The sequence below is a fragment of the Cupriavidus metallidurans CH34 genome, from assembly GCF_000196015.1.
Lineage (GTDB): Bacteria > Pseudomonadota > Gammaproteobacteria > Burkholderiales > Burkholderiaceae > Cupriavidus > Cupriavidus metallidurans.
Genome location: NC_007973.1, coordinates 1,155,243 through 1,171,529 on the forward strand (window position 1 = coordinate 1,155,243; position 16,287 = coordinate 1,171,529).

The window sequence follows — 16,287 nt, forward strand, 5'->3', positions numbered from 1 at the left end:
AGAAGACCCGGACACGGAGACAGAAACAATGACCATCACGGAAACCTCGCGTTCCGAATTTATCACGCTGCGGGGGCTCCGCACGCACGTGCGCCAATGGGGAGAGCCTGGCGCGCCCAAGCTGTTCATGCTGCATGGCTGGATGGACGTGGCCGCTTCGTTCCAGTTCCTGGTAGATGCGTTCCAGCGCGACTGGCACGTGATCGCCATGGACTGGCGCGGCTTCGGCGAGACGGATCATCCCTCGCGCTATCCGGGTACCGCGTCGTACTGGTTTCCTGATTACGTCGCCGATCTCGAGGGACTGATCGACCACTACCAGCCCGACGGACAGGTGGATCTGGTGGGACACAGCATGGGTGCCAATGTAGTGTGCATCTACGCTGGCGTGCGTCCGGAGCGTGTGCGGCGCGTCGTGGACCTGGAGGGGTTCGGGATGACGCGCACACGCCCCGAGCAGGCGCCGGGCCGCATGGCGCGTTGGCTCGACGAGCTACGCAATCCGCCCGAGTTGAAGACCTACGAGAGCGAGGCAGCGGTCGCGGCGCGTCTGCAGAAGACCAATCCGCGCTTGCCCGATGACCGGGCCGCATTCCTCGCCGCGCACTGGTCGCGTCGCAATGCCGATGGCAGGTGGGAAATTCTTGGCGATGCCGCTCACAAGATGACCAACCCGATGCTGTATCGCATCGACGAAATCATGGCGATCTGGGCCAAGGTCACGGCGCCGGTGCTGCACGTGGAGGCACGCGATTCCGCCACGCTCAAGCACATCGCGCACAAGCAGACCATCGAGGAGTTCAGGGAACGCTTCCGGGTGTTCTCCGACTTCCGCGAAGCCATCGTCGACGATGCGGGGCACATGCTGCATCACGACCAGCCGGCGGTGGTGGCCAGACTGATCGAGGATTTTCTGATCTGAGGCCGGTTGCCTCCCTCTTCCACGAGCGGAAGGGGGGCAGAGGCGTCACCCGTGCGTCACCCGTGCGTGAGCCTTTCCTTGAGCGCCGCGTTGTTGCTCGTATGCACGTGCACCAGCGACTTCTCGGGGAATGCGTAGTGATAGGCCTTGCGCAGCGCCAGCGCGGCCTCGTGGAAGCCCGACAGGATCAGTTTCTGCTTGTTCGGATAGAACGCGATGTCGCCGGCCGCGAAGATGCCCCGGCGGGAGCTTTCATACGTCGTGGTATCGACCGCGATACGGCCCGCGCGCATATCCATGTCCCACTGTGCGATCGGGCCCGGCTCGGACACCAGACCATACAGGGCGACAAGGTCGTCGGCGGGAATCGTCTGCTCGCCGTCGCGCGACTTGACCACCGCGCCGGTCAGCGCGCCATCCCCATTGGTCTGGAGCCCGCCAAGCATGCCGACCACGAAATCCATCTCGCCAGCGGCTACCGCGTCACGCATCGCCTTGACCGTGTGGTCGGCCGCGCGGAATCCTTCGCGCCGGTGCAGTAGCGTCACGCGCGCCGCAGTCTTGCGCAATGCCATCGCCCAATCCAGAGCCGAATCGCCGCCGCCGGCCACGATCACACGCTTGCCGGCGAAGCGCGATAGATCGCGCACGGCGTAGTGGAGGTGACGGTCTTCCAGCGCTGCCGCTTCTGGCAGCGACACACGTTGCGGTGCGAAGGCGCCGGCACCAGCGCAGATCAGCACCGCGGCCACGTCGAAGCGCTTGCCTGCGTCGGTGGTCACCAGCAGGCGCGGATGGCCGTTTGTGCAGGTGGTGTCGCTGACCGATTCGGCACGCTGGCTGAAGTGCATCGGAAACGCAAAAGGCGCGCATTGCTCCAGCAGGCGGTCGACCAAGTCCTGGGCGAGGCAGCCCGGGACGGCCGGAATATCGTAGATTGGCTTCTCGGGGTACAGCTCCGTGCACTGGCCGCCGGCGCGGTCGAGCACATCCACGATCTCGCATTTCAGTCCCAGCACACCGGCCTGAAACGCCGCGAACAGCCCCACCGGGCCTGCGCCGACGATCAGCACATCGGTCTGGGTGGTTTCTGGCGCGGAGGTGGGTGTCGTGGACATGGCGGACGAGGAAGGTATCGGTTTCGTAACGGTTCCATCATACCTTGCGGTCGTCGGCAATCCGGGCACGCCACCTTTGCTGGCAGGGCTAAAAAGCCCTGCCGGGAGTAGAATGGTTGCCATGCAAAATGCTCACGCCATCAACGCCGATCTGCATTGTCATTCCACCGTGTCCGACGGGCTGTTGTCGCCGTCCGACGTGGCGGCCCGGGCGCACGCCGGTGGCGTCGCGTTCTGGTCGCTGACGGACCATGACGAGGTAGGCGGACAGATCGAGGCGCGCCGCGCCGCCGAAGCACTTGGCATGCGATATGTGCCGGGCGTGGAAATATCGGTGACGTGGGCCGGGCAGACCGTCCACATCGTCGGCCTGCAGATCGACCCCTTTCATCCCGAACTGATCGATGGCCTGGCGAAAACGCGCGATGGCCGCGCGCGCCGGGCGCAGGATATTGGTGACGCGCTGGCGAAAGTCGGCATTTCCGGCGCCTACGATGGCGCGCTGCGCTACGTCGGCAATCCCGACCTGATTTCCCGTACGCACTTCGCGCGCTGGCTGGTCGACGAAGGACGTTGTGCGACGATTGGCGATGTCTTCGCCGAATATCTCTCCGAAGGGCGTCCCGGCTTCGTGCCGCATCGCTGGGCCACGCTGGCCGAGGCCGTGGGCTGGATTCGGACCGCTGGCGGTATTCCAGTGATGGCGCATCCGGGGCGCTACAACTACACCGATACGCAGCATGATGCGCTGTTCGACGAGTTCACGCAGCTTGGCGGCCGTGCCGTCGAGGTGGTGACTGGCAGCCACACGCCCGATCAGTTCCGCCGCTATGCCAACGTGGCACGCCACTATGGCTTGCTGGCGTCGCGCGGTTCCGATTTCCACGGACCTGGCGAGGGCCGTGTGGAACTCGGCGCGTTGCCCCCGCTGCCGGCCGATGTCACGCCGGTCTGGTACGACTGGTAAGCGCCCTCATAGCCAGCCCACATGTCCCAATACTTCGAGATTCATCCCGACAATCCGCAGGCGCGACTGGTCAAGCAGGCCGCGCAGATCGTGCGCCAGGGCGGCCTGATCGCGCTCCCGACTGACTCGAGTTACGCGCTGGCTTGCCAGATCGACGATAAGGCCGCCGTGGAGCAGTTGCGCCGTCTGCGCGAGATCGACGAGAAGCATCACCTGACGCTGATGTGCAGCGATTTGTCCGAACTTGGCAATTTCGCCCGGGTGGACAACCGCCAGTACCGCTGGATCAAGGGCGCGACGCCCGGACCGTATGTGTTCATCCTGGAGGCGACGAAGGAAGTGCCGCGCAGGCTGTCGCACCCGGCGCGCAAGACCATCGGCGTGCGCGTGCCCGAGCATCCGATTCCATTGGCGCTGGTGGCCGAATTGGGTCAGCCGCTGATTTCCGCCACGCTGCAGTTGCCGGGCGACGACGCGCCGATGAACGACCCGGCAGAGATCCGGGCGCGTCTGGAAAAGCGCCTCGACCTGGTGATCGACGGTGGTCCGGCGCCGGCTCAGCCGACCACGGTCATCGATCTGACCAGCGGCGAGCCAGTTCTGGTGCGGGCGGGCAGGGGCGATGTGGAGCGCTTCGGCCTGAATGCGTCGGACTTCGCCACGACCTGACACACATTCGATGCCTCCGTGGGCAGGTTGCCCGATAGAATAGTCCGCATGGATTCCTCCCTGATTCAGACCTTCGCGGTCTACGCCCTGCCTGTTCTGTTCGCCATCACGCTGCACGAGGCCGCGCATGGCTATGTGGCCAAGCATTTTGGCGACAACACCGCCTACCTGCTTGGCCGGGTAAGCCTGAACCCGGTACGGCACATTGATCCGATCGGCACGGTGGCGGTGCCCCTGCTCCTGTACTTCCTGACTGCCGGCCAGTTCGTCTTCGGCTTCGCCAAGCCTGTGCCGGTGGCGTTCGATCGCCTGCGCAATCCGCGCTGGCATGGCATGTGGGTGGCGCTGGCCGGCCCGGCCAGCAATATCGTCCAGGCGTTCGCGTGGGCGCTGGTGGCCATTGGTCTGGCGCTGGCACATATCCAGGAGCCGTTCTGGAGCGAAATGGCCCGTGCTGGCGTACTGGTCAATACGGTGGTGGCGGCGTTCAACCTGTTCCCGATTCCACCGCTCGATGGTGGCCGGGTACTGACGGCGCTGCTGCCGCAGCGGCTTGCCGGCGTCATGGCGCGCATCGAGCCCTATGGCATTTTTGTCGTTCTCGCGCTGGTGGCGGCGGGTGTGATCACCAAGATCTGGATGCGTCCGGTCATGAACGGGCTGCTATCGATCGTCGAGTTGATGCTGCGTCCGGTCATGTGGCTGCTCCAGTGACGCCAGTCTCCGTCTTTCCCAATCCTTGCCTGTCCCGCGCATGACCCTGACACACCCGCCGCTCGCGGCGCCATCGCCCTGGCTGACCCGCTGGGCGCATCTGATTCGACCTGGCGGCCGCGTGCTCGACCTGGCCTGCGGCAGCGGACGCCATTCGGCATGGCTGGCGGCGCAGGGGTTTGCCGTGCTGGCGGTGGATCGCGATGCCGAGGCCATCGCGGCGCTGCCGTCGGGCATCGAGCGCCGCACGGTGGACCTGGAGCAGGGCGCCTGGCCGCTGGCCGATGCCGGCCGGTTCGACGCTGTGGTGGTCACGAACTACCTGCACCGCCCGCTGTGGCCGCACCTGATCGAGGCGCTGGCGCCCGGTGGCGTGCTGATTTATGAGACGTTTGCGGCCGGCAACGAGACGGTGGGCAAGCCTTCCCGCCCCGATTTTTTGCTGCGTCCGGGCGAATTGCTTGAGGTGGCGCATGACGCGCTGCGCGTAGTCGGTTACGAAGATGGCACGCTCGATGTGCCCCGTACGGCGTTCGTGCAGCGCATATGTGCGGTGCGCGAAGCGCCGGGTGGCGTGGATGGCACTGCGCCGCCGCGTTACCGATTGCCCACCTGAAGCGTGGGCGCAGGTGTCAGCGCGGCGGCGCCTTCACACGTTACGCCCGCTAACGTTTTCCCTCATTCCGTGGGTGTCCGGAGGGCCTGACGGTTCCGGTACAATCGCGGATGTTCGAATTTCCGAATTCCTGAGCTATGACACAGATTACCGGCAGCATCGTGGCCATCGTCACCCCGATGCACGAGGATGGCAGCCTGGACTTTCCCGCGCTGCGCGCCCTCATCGACTGGCACGCGGCGGAAGGCACCGATGGCATCGTGATCGTGGGTACCACGGGCGAATCGCCGACCGTCAACGTCGACGAGCATTGCGAACTGATTCGCGTGGCCGTCGAGCAATCCGCGGGCCGTGTACCGATCATCGCGGGCACGGGCGGCAACTCCACCAGCGAGGCGATTGAGCTGACCGCCTTCGCCAAGAAGGTGGGCGCCAACGCATCGCTGCAGGTCGTGCCCTACTACAACAAGCCGACGCAAGAAGGCATGTACCGCCATTTCCGCACGATCGCGGAAGCGGTGGATCTGCCGGTGGTGCTCTACAACGTGCCCGGCCGTACCGTGGCGGACATGAACAACGATACGATCCTGCGCCTGGCGCAGGTACCCGGTATCGTCGGCGTAAAGGAAGCGACTGGTAATATCGACCGTGCCGCGCAACTGATCAATGGCGCGCCGGAAGGCTTCGCCATCTACAGTGGCGACGATCCCACGGCCGTGGCGCTGATCCTGCTGGGCGGCCATGGAAATATCTCGGTGACCGCTAACGTGGCACCGCGCAAGATGCATGAGATGTGTGTTGCCGCGCTCAAGGGCGATGTGGTGACGGCGCGTCGTCTGCATATGGAGCTGATTGACCTCAATCGCGCAATGTTCGTGGAGGCCAATCCGATCCCCGTGAAGTGGGCGCTCCAGCAAATGGGCAAGATGGAAGGCGGTATCCGCCTGCCGCTGACCCCGCTGGCCGAAGGTCAGCATGAAACCGTGCGCCGCGCGCTCGCCGCCGCCGGCCTGCTTGGCTAAGACTTACCGGCCCACATGCGGCGATGTGCCGACTCTTGAAACCAGGATTACGTGTCAATGAAACAGAAGCTTAACCGTCGCGGCGCGACGCAAGTCCGCCGTGTCGCTGTGGTTGCGCCGGTGCTGGCGCTGTCGCTGATTGCAGGCTGCAGCAGCATCAACGAGGCCATGCAGCCCGACAAGATCGACTACAAGTCCCAGGGCAAGAAGACTGCATCGCTGGATATTCCGCCGGACCTGACCAAGCTCGAGGGCGATCGCCGCTACACGGTGCCTGATGCCGCCGGTACGTCGACGCTGTCGAACTACAGCCAGGCCAACAAGACCCGCGAAGCCTCGCCGACCGACAACGTGCTGCCGAGCACGGACGGCATCCGCATGGAGCGCGATGGCAACCAGCGTTGGCTCGTGATCAACAACGGAATGCCCCCTGACAAGCTCTGGGAGTCGCTGCGTGGCTTCTGGCAGGAGAACGGCTTCCTGCTGACGCAGGACTCTCCTGAGACCGGCATCATGGAAACGGACTGGGCCGAGAATCGCGCCAAGATCCCGCAGGACATCATCCGCAACACGATCGGCAAGGTGTTCGATGGCCTGTATTCGACGTCGGAGCGCGACAAGTTCCGCACGCGCGTCGAGCGTTCGCAGAACGGCCAACTCGAGGTGTTCATCAGCCACCGTGGCGCGCAGGAACAACTGACCGGCGTGGACAAGTCGCAGACGGTCTGGACGCCGCGTCCGGCTGATCCGGAGTTGGAGGCCGAATTCCTCTCGCGTCTGGCGCAACGCCTGGGCGTGCAGAAGGAGCAGGCCGACAAGATGGCCAAGAACCCGACGCCGGCCGGTATCGGTACGGCCCAGCCGTCGGCTGCTGCTGCGGGCGTTGGTGCCGCTGCCGCTACCGGCGCGGCCACGGCAGCCGCGACATCCAGCAGCAAGTCGTTCCTGTCGCAGGTGAATGGCTCGCCCGCGCTGCAGTTGCCGGAGCCGTTCGATCGCGCCTGGCGCTCGGTCGGTCTGTCGCTGGATCGCGTGAACTTCACGGTGGAAGATCGTGATCGCGCTCAGGGCCTGTACTACGTGCGCTATGTCGATCCGAAGACCACGGTCGATGATCGCGGCTTCTTTGGCAAGCTCTTCACCAAGCCCAATGATGGCAAGACCGCGAAGAAGTATCGCGTGGCGCTGAAGGGCAACGGTACCGGCACCACCGTGACCGTCCTGAACGATGCTGGCCAGCCTGAGAACTCCGAGATCGGCAAGAAAATCCTGACTCTGCTTGACGAACAGCTTCACTGATGATCGTCCCAGGCAGTCAAGTGGCACCGACGGCGCGAGCCGTCGAGTGCCAACCCGTGCGAGCGCATCCATGATGCGCTTTGCTTTTTTGGGCAGCGGCAGCGAGGGCAACTCGCTGCTGATCGAGGCGAGCGATGGTGCGAGCGTGACGCGCGTCCTGCTGGATTGCGGTTTCGGCATCAAGGAGACCGCTCGCCGGCTGGAGCGGCTCGGCGTCGCGCCGGAGCAACTCGACGCGGTGCTGGTCACGCACGAGCATGGCGACCATGTCGGCTCGGCCTATGCGTTTGCGGCGCGCTACAAGCTACCGGTCCACACGAGCCACGGCACGTGGCTGGCGACGTCACATATGCGAGGCGCGGATGTGGCGGATGTGCGCGTGTGCTGCGCCGATCATTCATTCTCGGTCGGTGGCTTGCAGATCCATCCCTATACGGTGCCGCATGATGCGCGTGAGCCATTGCAGTTCGTGCTGACTGATGGCGATGCACGGCTCGGTGTACTGACCGATGCAGGGATGGAGACGCCGTATGTGACCGCGCGGCTGGCGGGTGTGCATTCACTGGTGCTCGAATGCAATCACGATCGGGAGATGCTGCGTAACTCGGTCTATCCGTATTCGCTCAAACGGCGCATCGGAGGTGATTTTGGGCATCTGGCAAATGACATTGCCGCGAGTATTCTGTCTCAGGTCATGCATGGGCAGATGTCGCGCGTGGTTGCAGCGCATCTGAGCAAGCAGAACAATACGTGCGAACTGGCGGCAGGCGCACTGGCCTCGGTGCTTGGCACATCGCCGGGGGATATCCTGATCGCGGATCAGGAAGAGGGATTGGGCTGGCAGGCGGTGCGCCCATAATCTCGGCATTCATCTTCCCCGCGAATGAGGGGTGAGAAAAATCCGAGAAATAAAAAAAGCCGACCCGAAGGTCGGCTTTTTTATCGGACGAATCCGATTACTGCTTGGCAGCCGGAGCCGAAGCGTCAGCAGCCGGAGCCGAAGCGTCAGCCGGAGCAGCAGCCGGAGCCGAAGCGTCAGCAGCCGGAGCAGCAGCCGGAGCCGAAGCTTCAGCCGGAGCAGCAGCAGCCGGAGCAGCCGTGTCAGCGGCGGGAGCAGCAGCTTCTTCTTTCTTACCGCAAGCGGCCAGAGCAACAGCAGCCAGCAGGGATGCGATCAGGAGAGACTTCTTCATTGTTCGTCCTTTAACTTTTAATAACGAAAACAGGCGATGAATAATTACCGGTAATTATCGCTCTTGAACTGCGAATTTGTGGCTCTCCCGGGTGCCGACAGTGCAGTGGTCCACAGTACTAGCCAGCGGGCGATTATATCCGCGTTTCCCCTGCTTGTGTACAGTCAAGATTTGCAGGTTTGATTTGTTACGCATTATTACACGCGTTTCGGTGCAATCTGGAGCCATCCTTCCATCGCCCAGTCGTGGAAGGTATCCATCAAGTCGGGCAGCGCAACACATGCCTCGACCTCGCTCGCGGTGAGCTGACGGCGGTCAGCCAGACGTCGCAGCCACTTGGCCAGCGATGCTGGCGGCTCGTAGGCTTCGCCGTTCAGGAAGAAGTGCGTGCGGTCATAGAGCGCAACGGAAGCGGGCGCCAAAACAACACCATGCGTGCGCGCCAGCTTCGTGAACTGACGCAGCGGAATTTCCTCGATTTCGTCGAATTGCACGGACGGTTTCGGCTCGGACAAATGCGTACCAAGGAATTCCGACACCATGCCGGCGTTCCATTTGAGTGACTGAAGGCGTTCCGCCACCGCCCGTGCCAGATTTGCCGGCAGTTGCGCAGGCGTCGAGGTCGCCGATTCGCCTGCATCGGCGTAACGTCCGTCGAGGCCTTCGTTGTCGGCAACGGTCTCCGAAAGCCAGGCCAGAAAATGACCTGCGAGCTCGCGATAGGCGGGGGCGCGGAAACCAATCGAGGCCGTCATGCATTCGCCTTCGGCTACGCCGTCGTGTGCGTACTGAGGTGGCAGGTAGAGCATGTCGCCGGGCTCGAGTACCCATTCCTGCTCGGCGCTGAAATCCGAAAGGATCTTGAGGGGCAGGTCGGGGATCAGGTCGAGCTTCGTCTGTGACGAAATGCGCCAGCGGCGCCGGCCCGATACTTGCAGCAGGAACACATCGTAGGAGTCGAAGTGAGGTCCCACGCCGCCGCCGTCGGTGGCATAGCTGATCATCACGTCGTCAAGCCGGGCATCGGGAACGAAGCGGAACTGGCTCATTAGCTCGGCTGCCGCGCGATCGTGCAGGTTGACGCCCTGGACCAGCAACGACCACTTGCCGGTCTTGCGCGAGGGCAGGTTGTCCTCGGAGAACGGTCCGTGTTCGAGCTTCCAGCGGTTGCGAAAGAACGACACCAGACGTGATTCCACGTCGTCGCGATCGGCAAGCTCGAAAAGCGCCTCGCGCGACACTGGGGGCACGATTTCCGGCACGGCCTGTCGAATCAGCAGCGGCTTGCGGTGCCAGATATCACGCATGAAGGCTGAGGGCGTCATGCCGCCGAGCAGGGTGAGCGGCGCGTCGGGATCGACAGGTTCCGGAGGCAAGGCCTGCGCGTATAATGCGGAATCGCTCATGGAGTCAAGAATTGAAAATCGCTAAGAATACGGTGGTGTCCGTGGTGTATAAGCTGTCGGACGCGCAGGGCAATCTGATCGAAGAGTCGGATGAGCCCATGGTCTATTTGCACGGCGGATATGATGGCACGTTCCCCAAGATCGAGGAAGCGCTGGACGGCCACGACGCCGGCTTCGAGACCGAGTTGCAGCTGGAACCGGAAGAGGCGTTTGGCGACTACGACGCCGAACTCGTGAAGGTGGAGCCGCGTGATCGTTTCCCGGAGCCGCTCGAAGTGGGCATGCAGTTCGAGGGCGTGCCCGAGGACGGTGACGACGAAGATTCGATCATCTACACGGTGACGGACGTCGCCGAGGACAAGGTCGTGCTTGACGGCAATCACCCGCTGGCCGGCATGGCGCTGCGCTTCTGGCTGAAGGTATCGGAAGTCCGCGAGGCGACGAGCGAGGAAGTCGAGCACGGTCACGCGCACGGCGCTTCGGGCATCGAAGTGGTGGACGAAGACGAGGACGGCGAGGACGAGGCTCCTCGCACGCTGCACTAAGTCTCACAACACGAGCGATCCGCGATAGGTCATCGCGAACATGAAAAAGCCGGCATTTGCCGGCTTTTTCATTTTGTCCTCTTGTTGATGAATATCAATTGCCCTTGGGCCCATCTTGTAGCTGAACCTGGAATACCGACCGTGTGCCAGGCGTGATCGTCAGCTCCGTCCATCGCGAAGGAGTGCCGATGGGCAGTGCGACTCGCGTGAAGTTGGCAACGATCTTCCCCGACGTGTCGCGTAAAGGCTTGTCGACGCTGAAGCCGTTATCGCTTGCATGGACCAGCAGCACCTGGCCAGAGAACTTCGAGGACAGATCACGAAGCTGACGCTTGAACTCGAGATAGCCGTCGCGTGCCCCGTGACGCACGAACGCGTCCAGCAGGCTTGGTTTGCCACGTTTTTCCCAGCCGTTCCCGAATAGCGGATCGGCGTGCGCGATGACCACGATGCCGGGCAGATCGCGCTGCTCGGCAACTGAGAATGCCCTGGCCAGCCATTGCCGGTTGGCTTCGCGCCGATCCTCGAATTCGCCATTGCGCCCGCCCTCGATGCGATAGTGGTTGTTGTCGCCGGGCAGGTTCAGGCCCACCAGCATCACGCCACCGGTGACGAGCCGCACGTTTTCCCGATAGCTGCGGAACAGCGCCTGATCCGACTGACGCACCACTGGCAATGTGCGTCGCCCAAGCGTGGTGTCGAGCGGGAAGAACAGCTCCCGCAATCGATTGAGCCGCTCCACGGCATCGAACTTCCCGTTTGAGGGCTTCTGGCACTCAGCCCAGTCGGTTTCGCCAGGTACGTAGAGCAGCGGTGTGGGCGAATCGTCGAGCACCTGCAGCCGCGCATTGAGAAGGGTGTCACCACAGGATTCGGTATCGCCCTTGATGCCACCAGCGTGGACGATCATCGCGACCTGCTGCGCGTTCATCATGTCGAACAGCGCAGTCGCGTCTGCTTCCGCGGCTGGCCATTGCGGGGTGTCGGCAATTAGGGCGATCCGGGTCATCTGCACGGTCGGCACTGGCGGCGGCGCAATGCTACCCGCCCGCGCCGCGTGCGCGAGCGCCGGCACCGCGAGCAACGCGCAGGCAATGGCCGCCAAGCAAGCGGCCGCCGAGCTTCGACCCCGGAAGCGTGCCGTCATACCGTTCGCGCGGTCTCCGAGATGGACTTGAGTCGGTACAGCGCCTCGAGCGCTTCTCGCGGCGAGAGGCTGTCCGGGTCGATATCGGCCAGCGCTTCCAGCGTGGCAGCCTGCGCGGGCGGCACGGCGGACTGGCCTGCCGATTTGTCATCTTCATCGTCTGCGGACGGTGAAGACTGCGCCGAGAACAGATCCATCTGCGGCGTGGGCGTGGCGTCCGCCGATTGTTCTTCCAGCCACGCGAGATGCTTGCGCGCTGCGCGAATGACCGGTTGCGGAACACCCGCCAGTTGGGCCACCTGCAGCCCGTAGCTCTGGCTGGCCGGACCGTCCTGCACCGCATGCAGGAATACGATGCCATCGCCATGCTCCACGGCTGACAGGTGCACGTTGGCAGCCTGCGGGAACTCGACTGGCAGTTGCGTCAGCTCGAAATAATGGGTGGCAAACAGTGTGTGGCTGCGGTTGTGGGATAGCAGATGACGCGCGATGGCCCACGCGAGGGCGAGACCGTCGAAGGTCGAAGTACCGCGGCCGATCTCATCCATCAGCACCAGGCTGGATGGCGTGGCGTTGTGCAGGATGGCTGCGGCTTCGGTCATTTCGACCATGAAGGTCGAACGACCGCCCGCCAGGTCGTCGGCGGCCCCAATACGCGTGAAGATGCGGTCCACCGGGCCAATCACGGCACGGCGTGCCGGCACCCAGGCGCCGACGCAGGCCAGCAGAACGATCAATGCGGTCTGGCGCATGAACGTCGACTTACCACCCATGTTCGGGCCGGTGATCAGCAGCAGCTTGCGGGCCTCGTTCAACTGACAGTCGTTTGCGATGAACGCGACGGACTCCGCGGCCAGCTGACCTTCCACGACGGGATGGCGGCCCTGCGAGATGTCGATGACGTTCTCCTGGACGCGTTCTGGCTGGACCCAGTCGAGTGTTTTTGCACGTTCGGCCAGTGTGGCAAGCACGTCGAGGCGGGCGAGCGCGCCGGCCACGCGGCGCAGACTGCCGATATGCGGCAGCAGGGCCTGCAGCAGACCGTCGTAGAGCTGCTTCTCGCGAGCCAGCGCGCGATCCTGTGCCGAGAGCGCCTTGTCCTCGAACGCTTTCAACTCGGGTGTGATGTAGCGTTCGGCGTTCTTGAGGGTCTGCCGGCGTCGATAGTCGTCGGGCACCTTGTCGGCCTGCCCGTTGGTGACTTCGATATAGAAGCCATGAACACGGTTGTATTCGACGCGCAGGTTCGTGATGCCTGTGCGCTCGCGCTCCCGGGTTTCCAGGTCGATCAGGAATTGACCGCAGTTTTCCGAGATATCGCGCAGTTCGTCGAGCTCACTGTCGTAGCCGCGCGCGATGACGCCGCCGTCGCGAATCACCGTTGAGGGTTCATCCGCCACGGCGCGGATCAACAGTTCCAGGCAGTCCTGCGGAATGTCGATTTCCTCAAGGGTCTGCGCCAGCAGCGGCGCATCCTCTGAGCTGACCGTGGCGGCCTGCACATCGGGCAGGGCACGCAGGGTGTCGCGCAGCGAGGACAGATCGCGCGGACGTGCCGACAGCAACGCGAGTCGCGCGGTGATCCGCTCGACGTCGGCAAGCTTGCGCAGCACGGCACGCAAGCCGTCCGGCCCTTGTGTGATCAGCGCCCCAATGGCCTGCTGACGCGCTCGCGGCAGGGCCGGGTCGCGCAACGGATGATGCAGCCAGTGGCGCAGCGCGCGGCTGCCCATCGTCGTCGCGCATGTGTCGAGCAGCGAGAAGAGCGTTGGCGATTCGGTGCCACGCAGCGTTTCGGTCAGTTCGAGGTTGCGGCGCGTTGCCGAATCGAGGCCGACAAATTCGGATTCCCGCTCGACAGTGACGCCCTGCACGTGCCGCAGAGACTGGCCTTGCGTGGTGGCTGCATAGTTGAGCAGCGCGCCGGCAGCGCCTAGGGCGGCACCCAGGCCCGAGCAGCCGAACGGCTCCAGGCTGGCCACGCCGATCTGTTCGCGCAGGCGGCGAGTACCGGCTTCCTGGTCAAAGTGCCATTCCGGCAACCGGGTGCGCGCGCATGTCAGCGTCGGAAGGTCCATGCCGTCGGTGTACAGCACCTCGGCAGGACGGATACGCTCGAGTTCGCGGGACAACTGCGCGGCGTCGCACTCCATGAGTCGCAGTTCGCCACTGGCCAGGTTCAGCCATGCCAGGCCCGTCTTGCTGACGCCGCGGCGTGTGGTCTGCTGGTGCACGGCCAACAGGAACGTGTCGGACTTGTCTGGCAGCAGGGCGGCATCGGTCAGCGTGCCGGGCGTAACGATGCGCACCACTTTGCGCTCGACCGGGCCCTTGCTGGTCGCTGGGTCACCAATCTGTTCGCAGATCGCCACGGATTCGCCAAGCTTTACCAGGCGCGCCAGATACTGGTCAGCCGAATGGAATGGGATCCCGGCCATACGGATTGGCACACCGCCAGACTGGCCGCGCGCGGTCAGCGTGATGTCGAGCAATCGCGCGGCCTTCTCGGCATCGTCATGAAATAGCTCATAGAAGTCACCCATCCGGTAGAAAAGGAGCGTGTCCGGGTGGTCGGCCTTGATGCGGTGGTACTGCAGCATCATGGGCGACTGCTTCTCGGCTTTCTCGGGCTTTTCCTGCTTGCCGACTTTCTCGGCCCTGGCGGAAGTCGCGGCAAGGTCGGGCGATTCACTCGCGGTCACGGTGTTCTCGCCTTCAGCGGCAGGTACGGATAGGGCTTCTGACATGCATTCCTCTCGGGCGGCAAGCGGCGCTGGTGCCGGGCCGCCGGTGTATCGGTTGCCGGCGGTCTGGTGGCGTCTGGATTACAGGCCCACCCTGTGCGCGGCGCAAAGGGGCATTTTACTGCGACCCCACACCTCGGCTTCGTGCCGAAATCTCATTTTTGCTGGGATTTTCCGTTCTGGACTCAGACGCTGCCCGCGATGGCGTCCAGCGCGACGCGCGCGAGGAACCCGCTCCGGGTTTCGTGGCGGCGTTCCACGAACATGTCGATCTTGTGCAATACGAAACGAGGCAGGCTGATATTGATTCGCTCCGGGCGTGCGTCGAGCTTGCTCATGTCGATGTCGGCCAGCGCCCAGATCGCGTCTGCGTACTCAGGTTGGGCCATCAGCGTGCCGATCGGCGTCGTTTTCAAAACAACCTCCTCGCCAAGGGAGAGCAGGGCCACCACGTGAGTCGTGATGGCCTCGCGTGCGTTGCGGACCGCTTCCTCGATCGATTCGCCGGCGGAGTAACAGCCCGCCACATCGGGCACCGTTACGCCGTAGACCGAGTTCGCATCCTTGTGAATGGCAATGGGAAAGTCCATGTCGTTCCTCTTTGTACACGGCGCGCCGCTCATAGTCCGGCCGTCCTCAGAATGTTTCGGACCGTGCCTGTCGGCAGATCCTTCTTCGGATGGGGCACGGTCACAATCAGCATGTGCCGCGGATGTTTGAAGGTGAAATGACTGCCATGCGTGCGCACCAGCTTCCACCCCTTCTGTTCGAGCAATCGGATCAGCGTGGACGAATGCAATTTCGAGCCCTGGATGATCCGTGTGTAAGTCTACACACGGCGTTAGGGGGCGCAAGTAAACTTGTGTGTCGCGAGCAACTTTATGGCGGGTGTATCGGAAAATCCCGGGCGAGATTCTGAAAGAAAGTGTGCAAAACGAAACAGGCGCCACCGGATCTCTCCGATGGCGCCTGTTTGGAAGCAGCCTGGGGGCTAGCTAAGGATCAGACGGCGGCGGGCTTCGCGTTGTCGAGCGAGAAGGGGGCCAGCAGGCGAACCATCTGCGCGAAGGCCTTCGGGTTGCCGGCCAGCACTTCACCCTGTTCCATCTGGCGCGATTCGCCGGCGTAGTTGCCGACCAGACCGCCAGCTTCAGTGATCAGCAGCATGCCGGCAGCCATGTCCCACGGCTTGAGGCCGCGCTCGAAGAAGCCATCCAGACGGCCGCAGGCGACGTAGGCCAGGTCCAGGGCGGCGGCGCCCGGACGGCGCAGACCGGCGCAGCTACGCGTCATCAGCGCGAACATTTCCAGGTATTCGTCCATGCCTTCCAGATCGCGGAACGGGAAGCCGGTGCCGATCAGGCAATCGGCCAGCTTGTCGCGGCGCGTGACGCGGATGCGGCGGTTGTTCAGGAACGCGCCCGCGCCCTTGCTGGCGGTGAACAGTTCGTCGCGGGTTGGGTCGTAGACCACGGCTTGCGACGGCACGCCCTTGTGCAGCAGGCCGATCGATACCGCGTACTGCGGAAAGCCGTGGATGAAGTTCGTGGTGCCGTCCAGCGGGTCGATAACCCAGGTGAACTCGCTCTGTTCTTCGCCGTCGGCCCAGGACTGACCGGACTCTTCCGCTAGAATGGCGTGCTCGGGGTAGGCGGTGTGGATGATGTCGATGATGGCCGCTTCGGCCGCGCGATCGACTTCAGTGACGAAATCGTTGTGTTGTTTGCGCGAAACGCGCACCAGATCGACGTCGATCGACGCGCGGTTGATGATGGACCCCGCCTTGCGGGCCGCCTTGACGGCGATATTGAGCATCGGATGCATGAATTTCTCCAGGCGGGGCAACCGCGCCACGACGCGACATGGGACGCCACAGAAACAAGGGCGAATCGCGCGGGCTGCCGGGGCCGCCAGACAACACAACG

The 16,287-nt window shown here is 63.6% G+C and carries 17 protein-coding genes; 9 read left to right on the forward strand and 8 right to left on the reverse strand.

The genetic code is table 11. The features are described from left to right. The first annotated feature begins 28 nt into the window (after positions 1-28). A complete protein-coding gene (locus RMET_RS05340; protein ID WP_011515850.1) occupies positions 29-922 on the forward strand; it encodes an alpha/beta fold hydrolase in 894 nt (297 codons plus the stop codon). Between the two features lie 56 nt (positions 923-978). Here the strand turns inward: RMET_RS05340 and RMET_RS05345 are convergent, their stop codons facing one another. Then, the gene (locus RMET_RS05345) at positions 979-2,040 is read right to left on the reverse strand and encodes an NAD(P)/FAD-dependent oxidoreductase (RefSeq protein WP_011515851.1); all 1,062 of its coding nucleotides are present in this window, start codon (positions 2,038-2,040) and stop codon (positions 979-981) included. A 121-nt stretch (positions 2,041-2,161) separates the two neighbouring features. Here RMET_RS05345 and RMET_RS05350 point away from each other — a divergent pair, with 121 nt between their 5' ends. The 7 genes from RMET_RS05350 to RMET_RS05380 all read left to right on the forward strand — a co-directional run bounded on the left by RMET_RS05350 (position 2,162) and on the right by RMET_RS05380 (position 8,186). Then, complete coding sequence (locus RMET_RS05350; protein ID WP_080710366.1) at positions 2,162-3,007, forward strand: 3',5'-nucleoside bisphosphate phosphatase; 846 nt, start codon at positions 2,162-2,164, stop codon at positions 3,005-3,007. Between the two features lie 21 nt (positions 3,008-3,028). Further along, entirely contained in the window at positions 3,029-3,676 is a 648-nt protein-coding gene (locus tag RMET_RS05355; protein ID WP_011515853.1) for an L-threonylcarbamoyladenylate synthase, read from the forward strand. Between the two features lie 48 nt (positions 3,677-3,724). Next, complete coding sequence (locus tag RMET_RS05360) at positions 3,725-4,390, forward strand: site-2 protease family protein (RefSeq protein ID WP_011515854.1); 666 nt, start codon at positions 3,725-3,727, stop codon at positions 4,388-4,390. Positions 4,391-4,430: 40 nt separating this feature from the next. Next, positions 4,431-5,006 carry a class I SAM-dependent methyltransferase gene (locus RMET_RS05365; RefSeq protein ID WP_011515855.1) on the forward strand — a complete coding sequence of 192 codons (576 nt, stop codon included), beginning with the start codon at positions 4,431-4,433 and terminating at the stop codon, positions 5,004-5,006. A gap of 137 nt (positions 5,007-5,143) precedes the next feature. Further along, the gene (gene dapA / locus RMET_RS05370; RefSeq protein ID WP_008650073.1) at positions 5,144-6,028 is read left to right on the forward strand and encodes a 4-hydroxy-tetrahydrodipicolinate synthase; all 885 of its coding nucleotides are present in this window, start codon (positions 5,144-5,146) and stop codon (positions 6,026-6,028) included. A 57-nt stretch (positions 6,029-6,085) separates the two neighbouring features. Then, positions 6,086-7,327, forward strand: a complete 1,242-nt coding sequence (bamC, locus tag RMET_RS05375; RefSeq protein ID WP_011515856.1) for an outer membrane protein assembly factor BamC — start codon at positions 6,086-6,088, stop codon at positions 7,325-7,327. Positions 7,328-7,397: 70 nt separating this feature from the next. After that, a complete protein-coding gene (locus RMET_RS05380; RefSeq protein ID WP_011515857.1) occupies positions 7,398-8,186 on the forward strand; it encodes an MBL fold metallo-hydrolase in 789 nt (262 codons plus the stop codon). Positions 8,187-8,283: 97 nt separating this feature from the next. Here the strand turns inward: RMET_RS05380 and RMET_RS34090 are convergent, their stop codons facing one another. Beyond that, a complete protein-coding gene (locus RMET_RS34090; RefSeq protein ID WP_080710365.1) occupies positions 8,284-8,520 on the reverse strand; it encodes a hypothetical protein in 237 nt (78 codons plus the stop codon). Positions 8,521-8,717: 197 nt separating this feature from the next. Further along, on the reverse strand, positions 8,718-9,926 hold the full coding sequence (locus RMET_RS05390) for a cupin domain-containing protein (RefSeq protein ID WP_175582354.1): 1,209 nt from the start codon (positions 9,924-9,926) through the stop codon (positions 8,718-8,720). 11 nt (positions 9,927-9,937) lie between these two features. On the opposite strand from RMET_RS05390, the gene RMET_RS05395 reads away from it, so the two are divergent. Further along, positions 9,938-10,471 (forward strand): FKBP-type peptidyl-prolyl cis-trans isomerase, encoded by a 534-nt coding sequence (locus tag RMET_RS05395; protein WP_029308195.1) that lies wholly within the window; start codon positions 9,938-9,940, stop codon positions 10,469-10,471. A gap of 94 nt (positions 10,472-10,565) precedes the next feature. Here the strand turns inward: RMET_RS05395 and RMET_RS05400 are convergent, their stop codons facing one another. The 5 genes from RMET_RS05400 to RMET_RS05420 all read right to left on the reverse strand — a co-directional run bounded on the left by RMET_RS05400 (position 10,566) and on the right by RMET_RS05420 (position 16,186). Beyond that, complete coding sequence (locus RMET_RS05400) at positions 10,566-11,618, reverse strand: hypothetical protein (RefSeq protein WP_011515862.1); 1,053 nt, start codon at positions 11,616-11,618, stop codon at positions 10,566-10,568. Next, positions 11,615-14,221 (reverse strand): DNA mismatch repair protein MutS, encoded by a 2,607-nt coding sequence (gene mutS / locus RMET_RS05405; RefSeq protein WP_035821829.1) that lies wholly within the window; start codon positions 14,219-14,221, stop codon positions 11,615-11,617. The genes RMET_RS05400 and mutS overlap by 4 nt, the downstream gene beginning before the upstream one ends. 326 nt (positions 14,222-14,547) lie before the next feature. Beyond that, on the reverse strand, positions 14,548-14,952 hold the full coding sequence (locus tag RMET_RS05410) for a type II toxin-antitoxin system HicB family antitoxin (protein WP_029310017.1): 405 nt from the start codon (positions 14,950-14,952) through the stop codon (positions 14,548-14,550). 29 nt (positions 14,953-14,981) lie between these two features. After that, entirely contained in the window at positions 14,982-15,161 is a 180-nt protein-coding gene (locus RMET_RS05415; RefSeq protein WP_011515865.1) for a type II toxin-antitoxin system HicA family toxin, read from the reverse strand. A gap of 203 nt (positions 15,162-15,364) precedes the next feature. After that, complete coding sequence (locus RMET_RS05420) at positions 15,365-16,186, reverse strand: inositol monophosphatase family protein (RefSeq protein ID WP_011515866.1); 822 nt, start codon at positions 16,184-16,186, stop codon at positions 15,365-15,367. Between the last annotated feature and the right edge of the window lie 101 nt (positions 16,187-16,287).